12 protein-coding genes are annotated in these 15280 nt (G+C 63.7%); 2 read left to right on the plus strand and 10 right to left on the minus strand.

From position 1 onward, the window contains the following. The first annotated feature begins 39 nt into the window (after window positions 1–39). Window positions 40–801, plus strand: a complete 762-nt coding sequence (locus EUB48_RS11480) for a PP2C family protein-serine/threonine phosphatase (protein WP_142819243.1) — start codon at window positions 40–42, stop codon at window positions 799–801. 30 nt (window positions 802–831) lie between these two features. Here EUB48_RS11480 and EUB48_RS11485 read toward each other — a convergent pair whose 3' ends face one another. From EUB48_RS11485 to EUB48_RS11520, 8 genes are all read right to left on the minus strand, one after another. Then, the gene (locus EUB48_RS11485) at window positions 832–1488 is read right to left on the minus strand and encodes a hypothetical protein (RefSeq protein WP_142819244.1); all 657 of its coding nucleotides are present in this window, start codon (window positions 1486–1488) and stop codon (window positions 832–834) included. Further along, window positions 1485–2594 (minus strand): cell division protein ZapE, encoded by a 1110-nt coding sequence (zapE, locus tag EUB48_RS11490; RefSeq protein ID WP_142819245.1) that lies wholly within the window; start codon window positions 2592–2594, stop codon window positions 1485–1487. Before zapE ends, EUB48_RS11485 begins: the two co-directional genes overlap by 4 nt. Before the next feature lie 13 nt (window positions 2595–2607). Beyond that, window positions 2608–4035, minus strand: coding sequence for a dihydrolipoyl dehydrogenase (gene lpdA, locus EUB48_RS11495; protein ID WP_142819246.1), 1428 nt, complete (start codon window positions 4033–4035; stop codon window positions 2608–2610). 172 nt (window positions 4036–4207) lie between these two features. Next, a complete protein-coding gene (gene odhB / locus EUB48_RS11500) occupies window positions 4208–5467 on the minus strand; it encodes a 2-oxoglutarate dehydrogenase complex dihydrolipoyllysine-residue succinyltransferase (RefSeq protein WP_142819247.1) in 1260 nt (419 codons plus the stop codon). 99 nt (window positions 5468–5566) lie between these two features. Further along, window positions 5567–8458: a 2-oxoglutarate dehydrogenase E1 component gene (locus tag EUB48_RS11505; RefSeq protein WP_142819248.1), complete on the minus strand. Its 2892-nt coding sequence runs from the start codon at window positions 8456–8458 to the stop codon at window positions 5567–5569. Between the two features lie 177 nt (window positions 8459–8635). After that, a complete protein-coding gene (locus EUB48_RS11510) occupies window positions 8636–10549 on the minus strand; it encodes a propionate--CoA ligase (RefSeq protein ID WP_142819249.1) in 1914 nt (637 codons plus the stop codon). Between the two features lie 49 nt (window positions 10550–10598). Further along, window positions 10599–11198, minus strand: a complete 600-nt coding sequence (locus EUB48_RS11515) for an isochorismatase family protein (RefSeq protein ID WP_142819250.1) — start codon at window positions 11196–11198, stop codon at window positions 10599–10601. Between the two features lie 84 nt (window positions 11199–11282). Continuing rightward, window positions 11283–11966, minus strand: coding sequence for a TetR/AcrR family transcriptional regulator (locus EUB48_RS11520; protein ID WP_142819251.1), 684 nt, complete (start codon window positions 11964–11966; stop codon window positions 11283–11285). Between the two features lie 161 nt (window positions 11967–12127). Between EUB48_RS11520 and EUB48_RS11525 the strand changes: the two genes are divergently transcribed. Continuing rightward, entirely contained in the window at window positions 12128–13762 is a 1635-nt protein-coding gene (locus tag EUB48_RS11525; RefSeq protein ID WP_142819252.1) for a 4-hydroxyphenylacetate 3-hydroxylase family protein, read from the plus strand. Between the two features lie 2 nt (window positions 13763–13764). On the opposite strand, the gene EUB48_RS11530 is transcribed toward EUB48_RS11525, so the two are convergent. Together EUB48_RS11530 and EUB48_RS11535 are read right to left on the minus strand one after the other, a co-directional pair. Continuing rightward, a complete protein-coding gene (locus EUB48_RS11530; RefSeq protein WP_244618178.1) occupies window positions 13765–14556 on the minus strand; it encodes an anti-sigma factor family protein in 792 nt (263 codons plus the stop codon). Beyond that, on the minus strand, window positions 14556–15128 hold the full coding sequence (locus EUB48_RS11535) for a sigma-70 family RNA polymerase sigma factor (RefSeq protein ID WP_142819253.1): 573 nt from the start codon (window positions 15126–15128) through the stop codon (window positions 14556–14558). The genes EUB48_RS11530 and EUB48_RS11535 overlap by 1 nt, the downstream gene beginning before the upstream one ends. Window positions 15129–15280: the final 152 nt, after the last annotated feature.

A 15280-nucleotide genomic window follows, 5' to 3' on the forward strand; every position in this document is an offset into this window, starting at 1 on the left:
GTCGATTAATCGAGCGCCCACGCGCCTGAAAAACCCAATATGGCTAAAGGTTACCGGCTTACCGCCTCGACAGGCCTGCACAAGGGCGACCGCGAATACCAGCAGGATCAGGTCGTCCTGCTGAACCATCCGCGCGCGGCCGGCTGCCTGCTGGGTGTCATCGCGGATGGCATGGGTGGGCGCAGCGGCGGGCGCAAAGCCTCCGACCAGGTGGTGATGACCGCCAGGCAGCTGTTCGAGCGCTATGCACCCGAGAGCGATGATGCCGTTGCCATGCTCCAGCAACTGGTGGAGGAGGCCCACATTGTCATCAAGCTGACCGCCATTTCTGCCGAGCAGGAACCGCACAGCACGATTGCGGCGTTTCTGATCAACCCGCGTGGCGACTGCCACTGGATTCACGCGGGCGACTCGCGCGTATACCACTTCCGCGGCGACAAAATGATTCAGCGAACCATCGATCACTCGCTGGTTCAGGCGATGGTCGATCGCGGCGAGATCACCGAGGCCGAGGCCGACTCACACCCCCAATCCAACATCCTGATGGGTTGCCTGGGCACGGAAGCCGAGCCGCCGATGAGCACGCATTTCATTCCCCAGTTGCGTCCGGGCGACGTGCTGATAGCCTGCAGCGACGGCGTCTGGCATTACTTCAGCCCGGAAGAAATGGGCTCGCTGCTGTCTGCCCTGTCGCCGCGGGAAGCCACAGAGTTCATGGTGGACAAGGCACGGGCCCGTGCACGCGGCGCCGGCGACAACATGTCGCTGGTGATCGTCAAGCTGGAACCCCTGGCGCCATAGCGCCCGAGCTGTTTCGGATCAGGCTCCTCCTCAGGGAGGCATCGGCAAGGGATTGGCAGGGGGCTTCGGGTTTTCCTGGCGCCGCCGCTCCAGCTCGGCCTTGCGCTCGGCAGCGGCCTTGATTTTTTCGTCGTACTCGGCCCGCTGCTTCGCGGCTGCAGCGGCCTTGCTGGCCTGGGAGGCGGTCTCGTCGAGGTGCCGCTGCTCTCTGGCCTTGGCGTCCTGCACGTTTTTACTCTCGCCGGCCGCGGCTTTCGCGCGATCGCTCGCGCTGCTGGCGGCGCGGTCCTGACGCTGTTGAACATCCTGTGCCGCCCTGGCACGCTGATCCTCGCCCTGCCGGTCGGCCTGCTTTTGCTGTTCGGCCGCGGCCTTTTCCTGCCGGGCGCGGGCCTGCTGCGCCGCCTGGCGCTTGCGCTGGGCATCGTTGAGGGCAATCTCCCTGCGCCGCAAATCGGCCAGAATCTTGCGCTGACGCGCCCCGGCAGCGCGCAGACAGTCGTTCACCGCAAACTTCTGGTAGCAGGCTTTTTGCTCCTGCAGGTAGTCAGCCTCGCTGCGGCTGCGCTCGGCGCTGATCGCGGCACGTTCGGCATCGGCCGCCTGATCTGCAGAAATAGTGGCTGTTTGCCCCGCCGCTGCTGCGCAGGATGCTATAAAAACCATAGCGACTAGAAAACGATTCATGTCAGGCTGGTATCCACGTTGCGGCGCTCCAGCGCAAGAAACTCGGCGGACTGCATTTCGGTCAGGCGCGACACCGTGCGCGGAAATTCGTGCACCAGCGGCCCTTCGGTGTACAACGCCTCGGGCGGCACCTGCGCCGACATGATGAGTTTGACGCGCCGGTCGTACAGCACATCCACCAGCCAGGTGAAGCGCCGCGCCTCCGAGGCCATGCGAACCGGCATGTGCGGCACGTCGCTGAGCAAAACGGTATGGAACTGGCTCGCGATCTCCAGGTAATCGTTCTGCGAACGCGGGCCGCCGCACAGCGTCTTGAAGTCGAACCAGACGACGCCGCCGGCCTTGCGCCGGGCGCGAATTTCCCGGGCCTCGATGTGCAGCACGGGATCTTCATCGTGCGTTTCGGCCAGCCGGTTGAAGGCGTCCCGCATCGCCTTGTCGGCCTGGGCGCCGAGCGGCGTGTGGTACATCTTGAGCTGCCCGAACGTGCTCTGGCGATAGTCAAATCCATTGTCGACGTTGATGACTTCGAGCTTTTCATTGAGCAGCGCAATCGCGGGCAGGATGCGGTCGCGGTGCAGCCCTCCCGGGTAAAGGTCATCGGGACGAAAGTTCGAGGTTGTCACGAATCCCACACCGTTTTCGAACAGCGCCGCGAGCAGCCGGTGCAGGATCAGGGCGTCGGTGATGTCCGAGACATGGAATTCGTCGAAACAGATCAGCCGGTAGCGCCGGGCAATGCGCCGGCCCAGCTCATCGAGCGGGTTGGCAGTGCCCTGCAGCTCGGTCAGCTCCCGGTGCACTTCGCGCATGAACTCGTGAAAGTGCAGCCGGGTCTTGCGATTCAGCGGCACGGCGTTGTAGAAGCAATCCATCAGGAAGCTCTTGCCGCGCCCGACACCGCCGTACATGTAGACACCGCGCGGAATGTCCGGATGGTTGATCAGTTTCTTCAGCGCGTTCGAGCGTTTGTCCTTGTAGGCAGCCCATTCGCTGGCACAGCGCTCCAGCGCTTCGACGGCGCGCAACTGCGCCGGATCGCTGCTGTAACCCCGCGCCGTGAGTTCGGTCTCGTAAGCCAGTCTGACTGAATGCGTCACCGACATACCCGGCGCCACCTCAGAAGTTCAGGGTGCGCTTGTCAACGGCCAGCGCCGCTTCCTTGGTTGCCTCGCTCAAAGACGGATGGGCGTGGCAGATGCGCGCGATGTCCTCGCTGCTGGCACGGAACTCCATGGCCACCACCGCTTCGGAAATCAGTTCGCTGGCTTGCGGGCCGACGATATGCACACCCAGGATTTCGTCGGTGGCAGCGTCGGCCAGAAATTTCACCATGCCGGTGGTATCGCCCAAGGCACGCGCGCGGCCGTTCGCCAGGAACGGGAAGGTGCCGGCCTTGTAGGCGCGCCCTGCGCTCTTGAGTTGCTGCTCGGTCTGGCCAACCCAGGCAATCTCGGGGCTGGTGTAGATCACCCAGGGCACGGTGTTGAAGTTGACGTGCCCGTGCTGGCCCGCGATGCGCTCGGCCACGGCCACACCCTCTTCCTCTGCCTTGTGCGCGAGCATGGGCCCGCGCACCACGTCACCGACGGCCCAGACGTTGGGCAAGCTGGTCTTGCAATCGCCATCGACCACGATGGCGCCGCGCTCGTCGAGCTTGAGACCCACGGCCTCGGCACCCAGGCCAATCGTGTTCGGCACGCGGCCGATCGAGACGATCAGCTTGTTCACTTCCAGTGTCTGCGCCTCGCCCCTGGCGTTGGTCCAGGCCACGCTCACGCCCTTCTTGCCGGTCTTGACCTCGCCGACCTTGACGCCGAGCTCGATCTTCAGGCCCTGTTTGTCGAAGGCCTTTTTCGCTTCCCGGGCAATCTGCTCGTCGACCGCGCCAAGGAAGGTCGGCAGCGCCTCGAGCACCGTGACCTGCGAGCCCAGGCGGCGCCAGACCGAGCCCATTTCCAGACCGATCACACCCGAGCCGATCAGGCCCAGCTTTTGGGGAACGGCGCCGACGCGCAAGGCGCCGTCGTTCGACAGGATCATCTCTTCGTCAAATGGTGCGCCCGGCAGGGCGCGCGCATTGGAGCCGGTGGCGACGATGACGTGCTTGCCCACCAGCGTGTCCGGCGTACTGCCCGCGACGCTGATTTCGTAGCCAGCATCCGAGGCTTTCGCGAAAGTACCACGGCCGTGGAAGAACGTGACCTTGTTTTTCTTGAACAGGTACAGGATACCGTCGTTGTTCTGCTTGACCACCGCGTCCTTGCGGCCCAGCATCTTCGCCACGTCCATGGCGAGGCCTTTGATATCGATGCCGTGGTCAGCAAAGTGATGCCCGGCCTGATCGTAGTTTTCGGAAGACTGCAGCAGCGCCTTGCTGGGGATGCAGCCCACATTGGTGCAGGTGCCGCCCAGTGCCGGACCGCCCCTGGCGTTCTTCCACTCGTCAATGCAGGCCACGTTAAAGCCCAGCTGGGCGGCCCGAATCGCCGCTATATAACCGCCGGGACCGCCGCCGATGACGATCACATCGAATTGCTTGGACATTTGAAATCTCTCAAGTTGGTTTTACACAGATCAGGCCACGCCATTGCGCCACATTCGGCCAGCGCAGCGAAGCCCGCTCGGGAAACACCGCGGAGCCGGCTCTGCCGGGCCGCTGGCGTTGCCCCCCTCGAGGGGGAGGCGGCTACACGAAGTGAGCAGGCAACGGGGTGGATTAAATGTCAAACAGCAGGCGCGCCGGATCTTCCAGCGCCTCCTTCATGGCCACCAGACCGAGCACGGCCTCGCGGCCGTCGATGATGCGGTGGTCGTAGCTCAGGGCCAGGTAATTCATGGGGCGCACCACCACCTGGCCGTTCTCGACCACGGCGCGGTCCTTGGTCGCGTGCACGCCCAGGATGGCCGACTGCGGCGGGTTGATGATGGGGGTGGACAGCATCGAGCCGAACACGCCGCCGTTGGAGATCGAGAAGGTGCCGCCGGTGAGCTCTTCCATCGACAGCTTGCCGTCACGCGCCTTGGCGCCGTACTCGGCAATTTTCTTCTCAATATCGGCAAAGCCCATCTGGTCGGCGTCGCGCAGGATCGGCACCACCAGGCCGCGCGGCGAACCGACCGCAATGCCGATATCGAAGTAGCCGTGGTACACGATGTCGGTGCCGTCGACCGAGGCGTTGATCGCCGGGTATTTCTTCAGCGCATGCACCGCCGCCTTCACGAAGAAGCTCATGAAGCCGATCTTCACGCCATGCTCCTTTTCGAACTTCTCCTGGAAGCGTTTGCGCATTTCCATCACCGGCGCCATGTTGACCTCGTTGAAGGTGGTCAGGATGGCATTGGTGGCCTGCGACTGCAGCAGCCGCTCGGCCACGCGCGCGCGCAGGCGGCTCATGGGCACACGCTGCTCGGGGCGATCGCCCAGTTTCACGGCCGGCGCCGCCACTTGAGGCAAGGATTTGGTCGGAGCCCCTGTGGATATTGCGATAGCAGCTACAGGTTTTGTAGCGCCCGCGGCCACCGCGCCGAGCACATCGCCCTTGGTGACACGGCCATCCCTGCCGCTGCCGGGCACGGAGCCGGCCGCCAGCTGGTTGTCGGCCATGAGCTTGGCGGCCGCCGGCATGGCGACACCCGCCACGGCGCCCCCCGTTGCGGAGGCGACCGGCGCGGGCACAGCCACCGCTGCCGCAGCTGCGGCAACAGGTGCCGGCGCAGCAGCGGCAATCGCTTTGCCTTCGGTATCGATTTTGGCGATCACCTGCTCGGCCACGACCGTGGCGCCGTCGCCAACCGTCAACTCGGCAATCACGCCAGCCGCGGGCGCAGGGACTTCCAGCACGACCTTGTCGGTTTCGATCTCGATCAGGATTTCGTCGATCGCGACCGGGTCTCCAACCTTCTTTTTCCATTGCAGCATGGTTGCTTCGGCAACCGATTCGGACAGTTGCGGAACTTTGACTTCTACGAGTGCCATTTGAATTCTTTCTGTTGGTTTTTAGGCTGCCATTCCCGCAAGCGCCAGTGCCCACGACGCACGACGCGGATTCCCGCTCTCTGGAATGACAAACCGAAGTTATTTGGTCAGCACAAAGCCTTTGAGTTTGCCAAACGCACCGTCCACCAGGGCTTTTTGCTGCTCCTGGTGCAGATGCGAATAGCCCGCCGCCGGCGATGCGGAGGCGGCGCGGCCCGAGTAGCCCAGCTTCTGTCCTTCGCGCATGTTTTCGTGAAGGTAGTGCTGGACAAAGAACCAGGCGCCCTGGTTCTGCGGCTCGTCCTGACACCACACAATGTCAGCCACGTTCGGATACCTCTTCAACTCCGCCGCAAACGCCTTGTGCGGGAATGGATAGAGCTGCTCCACGCGCAGGATGACGACATCGTCCGCCTCTTTTTCCACACGCTTCTTGACCAGGTCGTAGTACACCTTGCCAGAGCACGCAATGACGCGCTTGACCTTGTCGGCCTTTTTGTTGATTTCTTCCTTGTGCTCCGGAATCACGGTCTGGAAGCTGCCTTTGGTGAACTCCGACAGCGGCGAGGCCGCATCCTTGGCGCGCAGCAGCGACTTCGGCGTCAGGATGATCAGCGGCTTGCGCAGGTTGCGCACCATCTGGCGGCGCAGCACGTGGAAGATCTGGCTCGCCGTGGTGGGCTGGACCACCTGCATGTTGGTGTCGGCTGACAGCTGCATGAAGCGCTCGAGCCGCGCCGAACTGTGCTCCGGACCCTGTCCCTCGTAGCCGTGCGGCAGCATCAGCGTAATGCCATTGACGCGGCCCCATTTGACTTCACCGCTCGCAATGAACTGGTCGATCACCACCTGGGCACCGTTGGCGAAGTCGCCAAACTGGGCTTCCCAGATCACCAGCGTGTTGGGATCGTTGGACGCATAGCCATACTCGAAGGCCAGCACCGCTTCTTCCGACAGGATCGAGTCGATGACGGTAAACGGGGCCTGGTTTTCGGCCACGTTCTGCAGCGGCGTGTAGGTACCGATATCCCATTTTTCGCGGTTCTGGTCGTGAATCACGGAGTGGCGGTGCGAAAAGGTGCCGCGCCCGGAGTCTTCTCCCGACAACCGGATGGGGTAGCCGCTGGCCACGAGCGACGCAAAGGCCATGTGCTCGCCCATGCCCCAGTCCACCGGAATGTCGCCGCGGCCCATCGCGGCACGGTCGTCGTAGACCTTTTTCACCAGCATGTGCGGCGTCACCGTGGCCGGGATGGTGGTGATTTTTTCAGCCAGTCGCCGCCATTCCGCCATGGGAATGGCAGTGTCGCCGGCGTCGGTCCATTTTTTGCCGAGATAGGGCGCCCAGTCGACCGCGTATTTGCTCTTGAAATTGGTCAGCACCGGATCAAAAGTGCTCTTGCCCGCATCCAGCGCGGCGCGCATCGCCCGGACCATGTCGTCCCCCAGCGTCGCGCCCATGCCTTGTGCCGACAGTTTGTCGGCGTAGAGTTTGCGCGTGCCGGGGTGAGCGGCAATTTTCTTGTACATCAACGGCTGCGTCAGCGCCGGGGTGTCCTGCTCGTTGTGGCCGAGCTTGCGGAAACACACGATGTCGACCACAACGTCCTTCTGGAACTCCATACGGTAGTCGAGCGCAATCTGGGTCGCCAGCACTACGGCCTCTGGATCGTCGCCGTTCACATGCAGCACCGGTGCTTCGATCATCTTGACCACGTCCGTGCAGTACAGCGAGGAGCGTGTGTCGCGCGGGTCGCTGGTGGTGAAGCCGATCTGGTTGTTGATCACGAGGTGCACGGTACCGCCCGTGAAATAGCCGCGTGTTTCGGCCAGTGCGAGCGTTTCCATCACCACGCCCTGGCCAGCGAAGGCCGCGTCGCCGTGCACGATCACCGGCAGCACCTGCTTGCCGTGCGGGTCGTCGCGGCGGTCCATGCGGGCGCGCACCGAGCCCTCGACCACAGGGTTGACAATTTCGAGGTGCGACGGGTTGAAAGCCAGCGACAAATGCACCGGTCCGCCAGGTGTCGTCACATCGGAGCTGAAACCCTGGTGGTATTTCACGTCGCCGCTGGACAGCTCTTCGGGGGCCGTGTGATCGAACTCGGCAAACAGATTGGCGGGCACCTTGCCCAGCGAATTCACCAGCACATTGAGGCGGCCGCGGTGCGCCATGCCAATCACGATTTCCTGCAGGCCCATCTCTCCGCCACGCTGGATCAACTCGTCCATGCTGGCAATGAAGCTCTCTCCACCTTCCAGCGAGAAGCGCTTCTGGCCGACGTACTTGGTGTGCAGAAAGCGCTCCAGGCCTTCGGCTGCGGTCAGCCTGTCCAGGATGTGCAGCTTCTTCTCCGGGGTGAAATTGGGCTTGCTGCGGATGCTCTCGAGTTTTTGCTGCCACCAGCGCTTTTTGATCTGGTCGGTGGCGTACATGTACTCGGCGCCGATCGTGCCGCAATAGGTTTCGCGCAGCGCATTGAGCAGATCGCGCAGGGACATGGTGTCCTTGCCGAAGAACGTGTTGCCGGTGTCGAACACCGTTTCCTGGTCGGCATCGGTGAAGCCGTAAAACGACGGCTCCAACTCCGGAATCTTCTCCCGCTCGGTCCGCTTCAGGGGGTCGAGGTCGGCCCAGCGGGCACCGACGTTGCGATAGGCGGCAATCAGTTGCTGGACCGCGGTGCGCTTGCGCCCCATCTCTGCGTCGACGCTGGCCACGACCACTCGCGTCTGCCCCTGTTTGGCACGGTCGGCGAAGGCGTTGACAACCGGCAAATGCGGTACGTCCTTCGCATTGCTGCCATCGACGGCAGGCACATGCTGCAGGGCATCGAAGTAATCGCGCCAGTTGTCGGGCACACTGCCCGGATTGCCCAGGTAGTTTTCGTACAACTCTTCAACATAAGGCGCGTTGCCGCCGAAGAGATAGGTGTTGCCTTGATAGGCCTGGTATGCCGACACTGGCGGCGTCGACGATTGCTCGCTCATATTGCGCTGACCTCCGTTTCCCTCCGGGAAACATAAGCTGGTTAAATTACCTCCCGCGACACGGCTAGACCGATTGGCGGATGCGACAGTGGCTGGAAGGGCCTGGGTCCACCCGCAATTGTGCCACTGAACCGGCCGAGGGCACACTGCCCTGCCGCGTCCGCACAGGCAAGGTTGCTAGGCGCTGGCGACCAGATCCCTGATCTGGCGCAGCGCCGACGGGTCGTCCATGCTGCTCAAATCCCCCGTGTCGCGGCCTTCGCACACCGCCTGGATGGCGCGGCGCAACAATTTGCCGCTGCGTGTTTTTGGCAGCAGCGTCACAAACCGCACGCGTGACGGCCGGGCGAAGGCCCCCAGTTGCCCCTCGACCAGCTTCATTACTTCGCCCTCCAGCTGCAGGCGGGTCCGCTCTTCACTCACGGTGCTGGCGTCTTTGGCCACGACAAAAGCCATGGCGACCTGCCCTTTGAGCTTGTCCGCCACGCCCACCACGGCCACCTCGGCGACGTTGGGATGGCTGGAGATGCTCTCCTCGATCTCGCGGGTGCCCAGCCGGTGGCCGGCGACATTGATCACGTCATCGGTGCGGCCCAGGATGAAGAAGTAGCCGTCCTTGTCGCGGATGCCCCAATCGAACGTGCTGTAAACCATTTTTCCGGGCACCGTCTCCCAGTAGGTCTTGACAAACCGCGCGTCATCGCGCCACACCGTTTGCATGCAGCCCGGTGGCAACGGCCCCTCGATCGCCACCACCCCCTTCTCGCCCGCGCCGACCAGCTCCTCGCCGGTGAGCTCGTTGAGCAGTTTCACGTCGAAGCCATACATCGCAACCCCCGGGCTGCCAAATTTGCTGGGCGCTTTTTCGACGCCGTTGGCAATCGTCAGGATGGGCCAGCCGGTCTCGGTCTGCCAGTAGTTGTCGATGACTGGCACGCCCAGCGCATCGCTGATCCATTGCGCGGTGGGTTCGTCCAGCGGCTCGCCGGCGAGGTACAGGGTTTTCAGGCTGGAAATGTCGTATTTCTTGAGGTAGGCGGGGTCGTGCTTCTTGAGCACACGCACCGCCGTGGGCGCCGAGAACAGCTGCGTGACCTTGTACTTCTCGACCAGTTGCCACCAGATGCCCGGGTTGGGTTCACCATCGATCCCGCGGGTCGGCAAGCCTTCGTACATGATCGTGGCCATGCCCGCAATCAAGGGGCCATAGACGATGTAGCTGTGTCCCACCACCCAGCCGATGTCGCTGGTGGAAAAGTAGGTTTCCCCTGCCTTGCCACCAAAGATGTATTTCATGCTGGCAGCCAGCGCGACCGCGTAGCCGCCGGTGTCGCGCTGCACGCCCTTGGGGTTGCCCGTGGTGCCGCTGGTGTAGATGGTGTAGCTGATCTCGTTGGATTCGAGCCACTCACAGGGCACCGTCGCATCCATGTGTTTTTCCCGCAAAGGCGCCCACAGATGGTCGCGGCCAGCGATCAACTTCATGGCAGACAGGCCGCGATCCACCAGCAGCACGGCGTCGGGTTTGTGGCTGGACAGGCGAATCGCCTCATCAAGCAGCGGCTTGTACTCCACCACCTTGCCGCCACGCGAGCCCGCATCGGCGCTGATGATGAGTTTGGGGCTGGCATCCTCGATGCGGCTGGCCACGCTGACACTGGCAAAGCCGCCGAACACCACGGAATGAATGGCCCCGATGCGCGCGCACGCCAGCATGGCAAAAGCGGCTTCAGCAATCATGGGCATATAGATCAGCACGCGATCGCCCTTTTGCACCCCGATCTCCCTCAAGACGGCGGCAGTGCGCTGCACCTCCGCGTGCAGCTCGCGGAACGAGTAGGTCTTCTCGGTGCCGGTTTCGGTCGATACGTAGATCAGGGCGGCCTGGTCGGGCCGGTCCTTGAGGTGCCGGTCCACCGCGTTGTGGCACAGGTTGGTGGTGCCGCCGACGTACCAGCGCACGAACGGCGGCTTGCTGTAGTCGCAGATCTGCTGCGGCGGGGTTTTCCAGTCGATCAGCCCGGCCTGCTCGGACCAAAAGGCGTCGCGATCGTGCAGCGAGCGGCGGTAAAAGTCGGCGTACTTCGTCATCCATGTCTCCTTCGAATCTTGTTGCACTCCACTTTACTTCACTTCAATTTCACTTGATCAACGCGTGCGCCGCCTTGAAGTCCGGGTGCTCGGCCGTGCGCAGCCACTCGAACGCCACCATTTCGGTGGTCACCAGCTCGGCCCCCGCACCGGCCAGCCGGTCAAAGGCGGCATCGCGGTTGCGCTCGGTACGCGAACCGCAGGCGTCGGTCACGACCCACACGTCGAACTCGTCTTCGAGCAAATCGAGCGCCGTCTGCAGCAGACAGACATGGGCCTCGCAACCGGCGATCACAATCATGTCGCGCTCGCTCCCGCCAGCCGGTTTTTGCAGGTGCTTGGGCAGACTGCGTGCATTGCCCTGCGGCGCTTTGACGGGCGGGCGCAGCCATTCGCCCAGGCCCTCCTCCACCGCGCTGAAGTGCATTTTGCTCAGCGTCCTGTCGCACAGGGCGCGCAGCTCGGGCGCATTTTCGCCAAGCCGGGACGGGTTTTGCTCGGTCCCCCACACGGGCACACCCATCAGGCGGCCCAGCTGCCCCAGGCGCACGGCATTGGCGACGACCGCTGCGCCCTCAAAAATCGCAGGCAGCAGGCGGATCTGGTAGTCCACCAGCACGAGTTGGGATTCGGCGGCGTCGAGCAGCATGATGGGCATCCGGTGGGAGTTAGCAGTTTCTAAAGAGCGCAAGGCGGGTTGCGATTCAACTTTAACCGCAGCGCGCACCATCGCTCAAAAAAGATCGGCCTGCGGCGAGGCGGCCGGGTCTGATTCCGCGCCGCCTGCATTCAGCAACGCATCCGTTTGGACATACCGCGCGCCCAGTTGTTCCACGTAGCGTTTGAACAGCGCCGGCGCCGATTGCCCGAACATGCGGATGCGACCGGTGTGCTGGAGCAGCAGCAGGCCCACGCCATGAGCGAACAGCGCCGTGGCTTCGCGCAGCGCGTCCCCCGGTGCCAAGCCCATCGCCCGCAACGCCACCTCGCAGGGACGCAGCGCGTCATGCAGGCGTTTGTTAAGCCGGGAGTTGAGTTCGCTGGTCAGGCCGCGCGGGCGCAGGCCCTGCACCAGGTAAAAGCCCAGATCCAGATCGCGCGGGTTGGCCGCATAAAAGCCAAACCAGGCCTGGGCCTTGGATTGCAGGGTTTTGTCGGGCCGGTTCTTCACCACCCGCGCCGCCTCGACCGCACCGTTCAGACGCTCCAGCGACTCACCCAGCAGCACGCCGTAAATGGCCTCCTTGCTGTCGAAATAGGAATAAATCGCGCCCGGCGTGTAGCCAGCCTTTTTGGCAATTTCGCGGATGCTGGCGCCTTCGATGCCGGCCTCAGAAAACACCGCGCGAGCGGCGTCGAGCACCAGGGCGCGGCGTGCATCGGTCATGGTTTGCTGGCGCTGGAGCTTGGCTTGCATGGGTTCACTATAGCGGCCCATTTGACACACTCATTAATTTTACGAACACTAGAAAATTAATTTGAACAACGTTTAATTTATTGTACATTCACCAATTAAATGACTTTTCCATCAGCTTTTGTCACCTGTAACCCCTTTCCTGAATACAAGGAAGCTCTGCCATGAACACGCCCGCCCCCACCGCTCTGATGATGTCTGGCGCCGACTACCGCGAGTCGCTGCGCCGCTACCAGCCCACCATCTATGTCGATGGCCGCAAGGTCGACAGCGTGGCCGACGAGCGGACGTTCCAGCCCGGCATCAATGCCATCGCGCTGACCTACGACTACGCCCTGAAACCCCAGTACGCGCCCCTCATGACAGCGGTGCAGCACACCAGCGGCAAACTGGTGAACCGGCTGAGCCATATCAACACCAGTTCGGGCGATCTGCTCAACAAGCTCGAGGCCGTGCGCCTGGTCTGCCAGGAAACCGGCTGCGCCCAGCGCTACCTGACGCACGACGCGCTCAACGCCATCGGCCAGGTCAGCGCGCGCATTGACGACGCCCGCGGCACGACCGAGAACACCGCGCGCTTCACCGAGTACCTGCACCGCGTGCAGGACCAGGACCTGACGCTGGGCGTGGCCATGACCGATGCCAAGGGCGACCGCAGCCGGCGCCCGCACGAACAGGCCAACATCGACACGTATCTTCACGTCGTCGAGCGCAGCGCGCTGCGCAATGGCCGGCGCGGCATCGTCATCAGCGGCACCAAGGCCATCGTGACCGGCGCGCCCTACGTGCACGAGCTGCTGGTCATGCCGTGCCGCAACATGGGCCGCGAGGACGCGGACTTCGCCGTCTGCTGCGCCGTGCCCATCGACGCACCGGGCCTCACCATCGTGGCCCGGCCCGCGGGCCGCCCCGGCGAAAAGGTCGAGCACGGCGCCGCGCTGTTCAGCCGCAAATACGGCCAAAGCACCGGCGTGGTGATGTTCGACAAGGTGTTTGTGCCGATGGAGCACGTGTTCTATGCCGGCGAGTGGGAACATTCGGGCCACCTGACCTACAGCTACGCCACGCATCATCGCCACACCTGCATTGGTGCGCGCGCCGGTTTTGGCGATCTGCTGATCGGCGCCGGCGCGCTGATGTGCGAGGCCAACGGCTTCGATCCGGGCAAGGAGTCGCACCTGCGCGAGCAAATGGTCGAACTCATCACCATCGTTGAGAGCTTCTTCGCCTGTGGCGTCGCTGCCAGCGTGTATGGCAAGGCCGACGAACACAGCCACACCTTCATGCCCGACCCGGTGTTCAGCAACATCGGCAAGCTGCTGCTGGCCACCAAAATCTACGACATGCACCGCATTGCCCACTACGTGAGTGGCGGCCTGATCGTCACCCTGCCCGGCCCCGACGAGGACCACAACCCCGAGACCGCCGCGCGGCTATCGGAGGTGCTGCGCGCCAACCCCGACGTGCCGTATGAGCAGCGCATCGAGACGGCGCGTTTCATCGAAGACCTGACGGCCGGCTACCAGGGCGGCTGGTACAGCGTGATCAGCCTGCACGGCGGTGGCTCCCCCGCCGCGATGAAGCAGGAGATTTACCGAAATTACCCGATCGGCTCCAAGGTGGAGCTGGTCGAGCGGCTGCTGGACCGCGGCGTGGCGCACGACCCCGACCGCGCCATCACGAAGAACCGGCAACCGGGCCGATGCTGTGACACGGGCTGCACCACGCCGGGTCAGCCGGTGATGGTGGATTTGCCCAGCGTGCAGGCGACGCTGCCATCCAGGCGTGCATCCAACTAGCGTCAGTGGCTTTCGTCGGCGTGATCGATCGCGTGCACAACGGTGGCGAACTCGTCAGGACTTACGTCCGAGACCACCCAATGGGTCATACCACCGCGCGACCAGTGGGCAAGATGAAAGCCGCGCTGCGATACGAACGCAATGCGGCTGTCGCCGGCGCCCGGCCACACGAAGGAATTCACGATATGCGCCCCCTGCCGATACACCAGGACGGCAACGGGGCGACCGTCCAGGTAGTCGACCCGGCCGCCCAGAAAAGTCGATCCCGGCAAGTTCAGTTCAGGCACCGGCGGTGAAAAATCGAGCCTGGCCGACAGCCACGGCTTGACGGTATGGTGGTCTGACGAGGCCACGTCGACCAGGTGCTGCGTCAACGTCGCGCGCACGTGGCTCGCGATGACCTCCTGCCCCAACGCCTCATCCCGGCCCGACTGCAGCAGCGCGAGGTTGAGCGCAACGGTCAACACCGCCAGCACACCGAACGACGCCACCAGCGGGCGCCATGCGAACCAGCGCTGCACAGCGGCGGGCCAGGCCGACGGGCCACGCGGCGTCGGTGCGGGCGCCGACGCCGGCGGAGCGCCAAGCGCCTCGATGCGGGCGCGCAGTGCGGCCGGTGCCGCATGATAGTCGGCGTGGCGCATCACAACCTGGCGCAGGCCACGCAGCGCCTCCACCTGCGTGCGCAAGCCGGCATCGTGGACCAGGCGCGCCTCGATCTCGAGCTGGCTGTGCAGGTCCAGCTCGCCATCAATGAAGGCATTCAATTGCCGGGTATCAAGTTCAGGGGCCATCATTTCACTCCACCGGGTGTGGACCGCGCCACCGTGCGCAACACGGGCCGGGCGCCGTGCAACAGTGCCTGGCGCAGCAGGCCGCGGGCACGCGCCAGGCGCGACATCACGGTACCCACAGGAATATCGGCGATGCGTGCGATGTCCTTGTACGGCAGGTCTTCCAGCTCGCGCAGCACCAGCACCTCGCGGTAGGCGATGGGCAGCGCGGCAATGGCCTGGTTGATCTGGGCCCGGTCGGCGTTGCGCACCGCGATGGCGTGCGGCTCATCGGCCGCCGGCGCGGCGAGCTCGCGCCACGCGTCCTCGCCGTCGTCAAAGGCCACCACCTCCGCAGGACGGTTTTCCTTGAGCCAGGCGTAGCAGGTGTGGCGCACGATTTGCAGCCACCAGGCACGCGCCTGGTCGCCGCGAAACCCGCCAAAGTAGCGCATGGCGCGCATTGACGCGTCCTGCACCACGTCCTGCGCATCCTGGTCGTTGCGGGTCAGCCAGCGCGCGAGGTTGTAGGCCGCGTCCAGGTGTGGAATCACCAGTATTTCGAACCGCCGCAGATCGTCACTTTCGGTCACAGGGAACCCTCTCTGTGTGTGTCATATCGGCAGCGCCCCGCATTTATTCCCGAATTTCCCGAAACCCGGACGATTCGTCCGGCTATCGGTCGAGCCGGGAATTTTCCCGGCCTCGTACCGGTATCCCATATGAGGCTGCGCAGTTCGCAAGC

It is taken from the genome of Rhodoferax sediminis, from assembly GCF_006970865.1.
Taxonomy (GTDB): domain Bacteria; phylum Pseudomonadota; class Gammaproteobacteria; order Burkholderiales; family Burkholderiaceae_C; genus Rhodoferax_A; species Rhodoferax_A sediminis.

Coding starts and splice junctions, on each gene's coding strand:
- EUB48_RS11510 (WP_142819249.1), bottom strand. CDS start 10,549: ATGACGAAGTACGCCGACTTTTACCGCCGCTCGCTGCACGATCGCGAC.
- EUB48_RS11485 (WP_142819244.1), bottom strand. CDS start 1,488: ATGAATCGTTTTCTAGTCGCTATGGTTTTTATAGCATCCTGCGCAGCA.
- EUB48_RS11530 (WP_244618178.1), bottom strand. CDS start 14,556: ATGGCCCCTGAACTTGATACCCGGCAATTGAATGCCTTCATTGATGGC.
- EUB48_RS11515 (WP_142819250.1), bottom strand. CDS start 11,198: ATGCTGCTCGACGCCGCCGAATCCCAACTCGTGCTGGTGGACTACCAG.
- zapE (WP_142819245.1), bottom strand. CDS start 2,594: ATGTCGGTGACGCATTCAGTCAGACTGGCTTACGAGACCGAACTCACG.
- lpdA (WP_142819246.1), bottom strand. CDS start 4,035: ATGTCCAAGCAATTCGATGTGATCGTCATCGGCGGCGGTCCCGGCGGT.
- EUB48_RS11505 (WP_142819248.1), bottom strand. CDS start 8,458: ATGAGCGAGCAATCGTCGACGCCGCCAGTGTCGGCATACCAGGCCTAT.
- odhB (WP_142819247.1), bottom strand. CDS start 5,467: ATGGCACTCGTAGAAGTCAAAGTTCCGCAACTGTCCGAATCGGTTGCC.
- EUB48_RS11520 (WP_142819251.1), bottom strand. CDS start 11,966: ATGCAAGCCAAGCTCCAGCGCCAGCAAACCATGACCGATGCACGCCGC.
- EUB48_RS11525 (WP_142819252.1), top strand. CDS start 12,128: ATGAACACGCCCGCCCCCACCGCTCTGATGATGTCTGGCGCCGACTAC.
- EUB48_RS11480 (WP_142819243.1), top strand. CDS start 40: ATGGCTAAAGGTTACCGGCTTACCGCCTCGACAGGCCTGCACAAGGGC.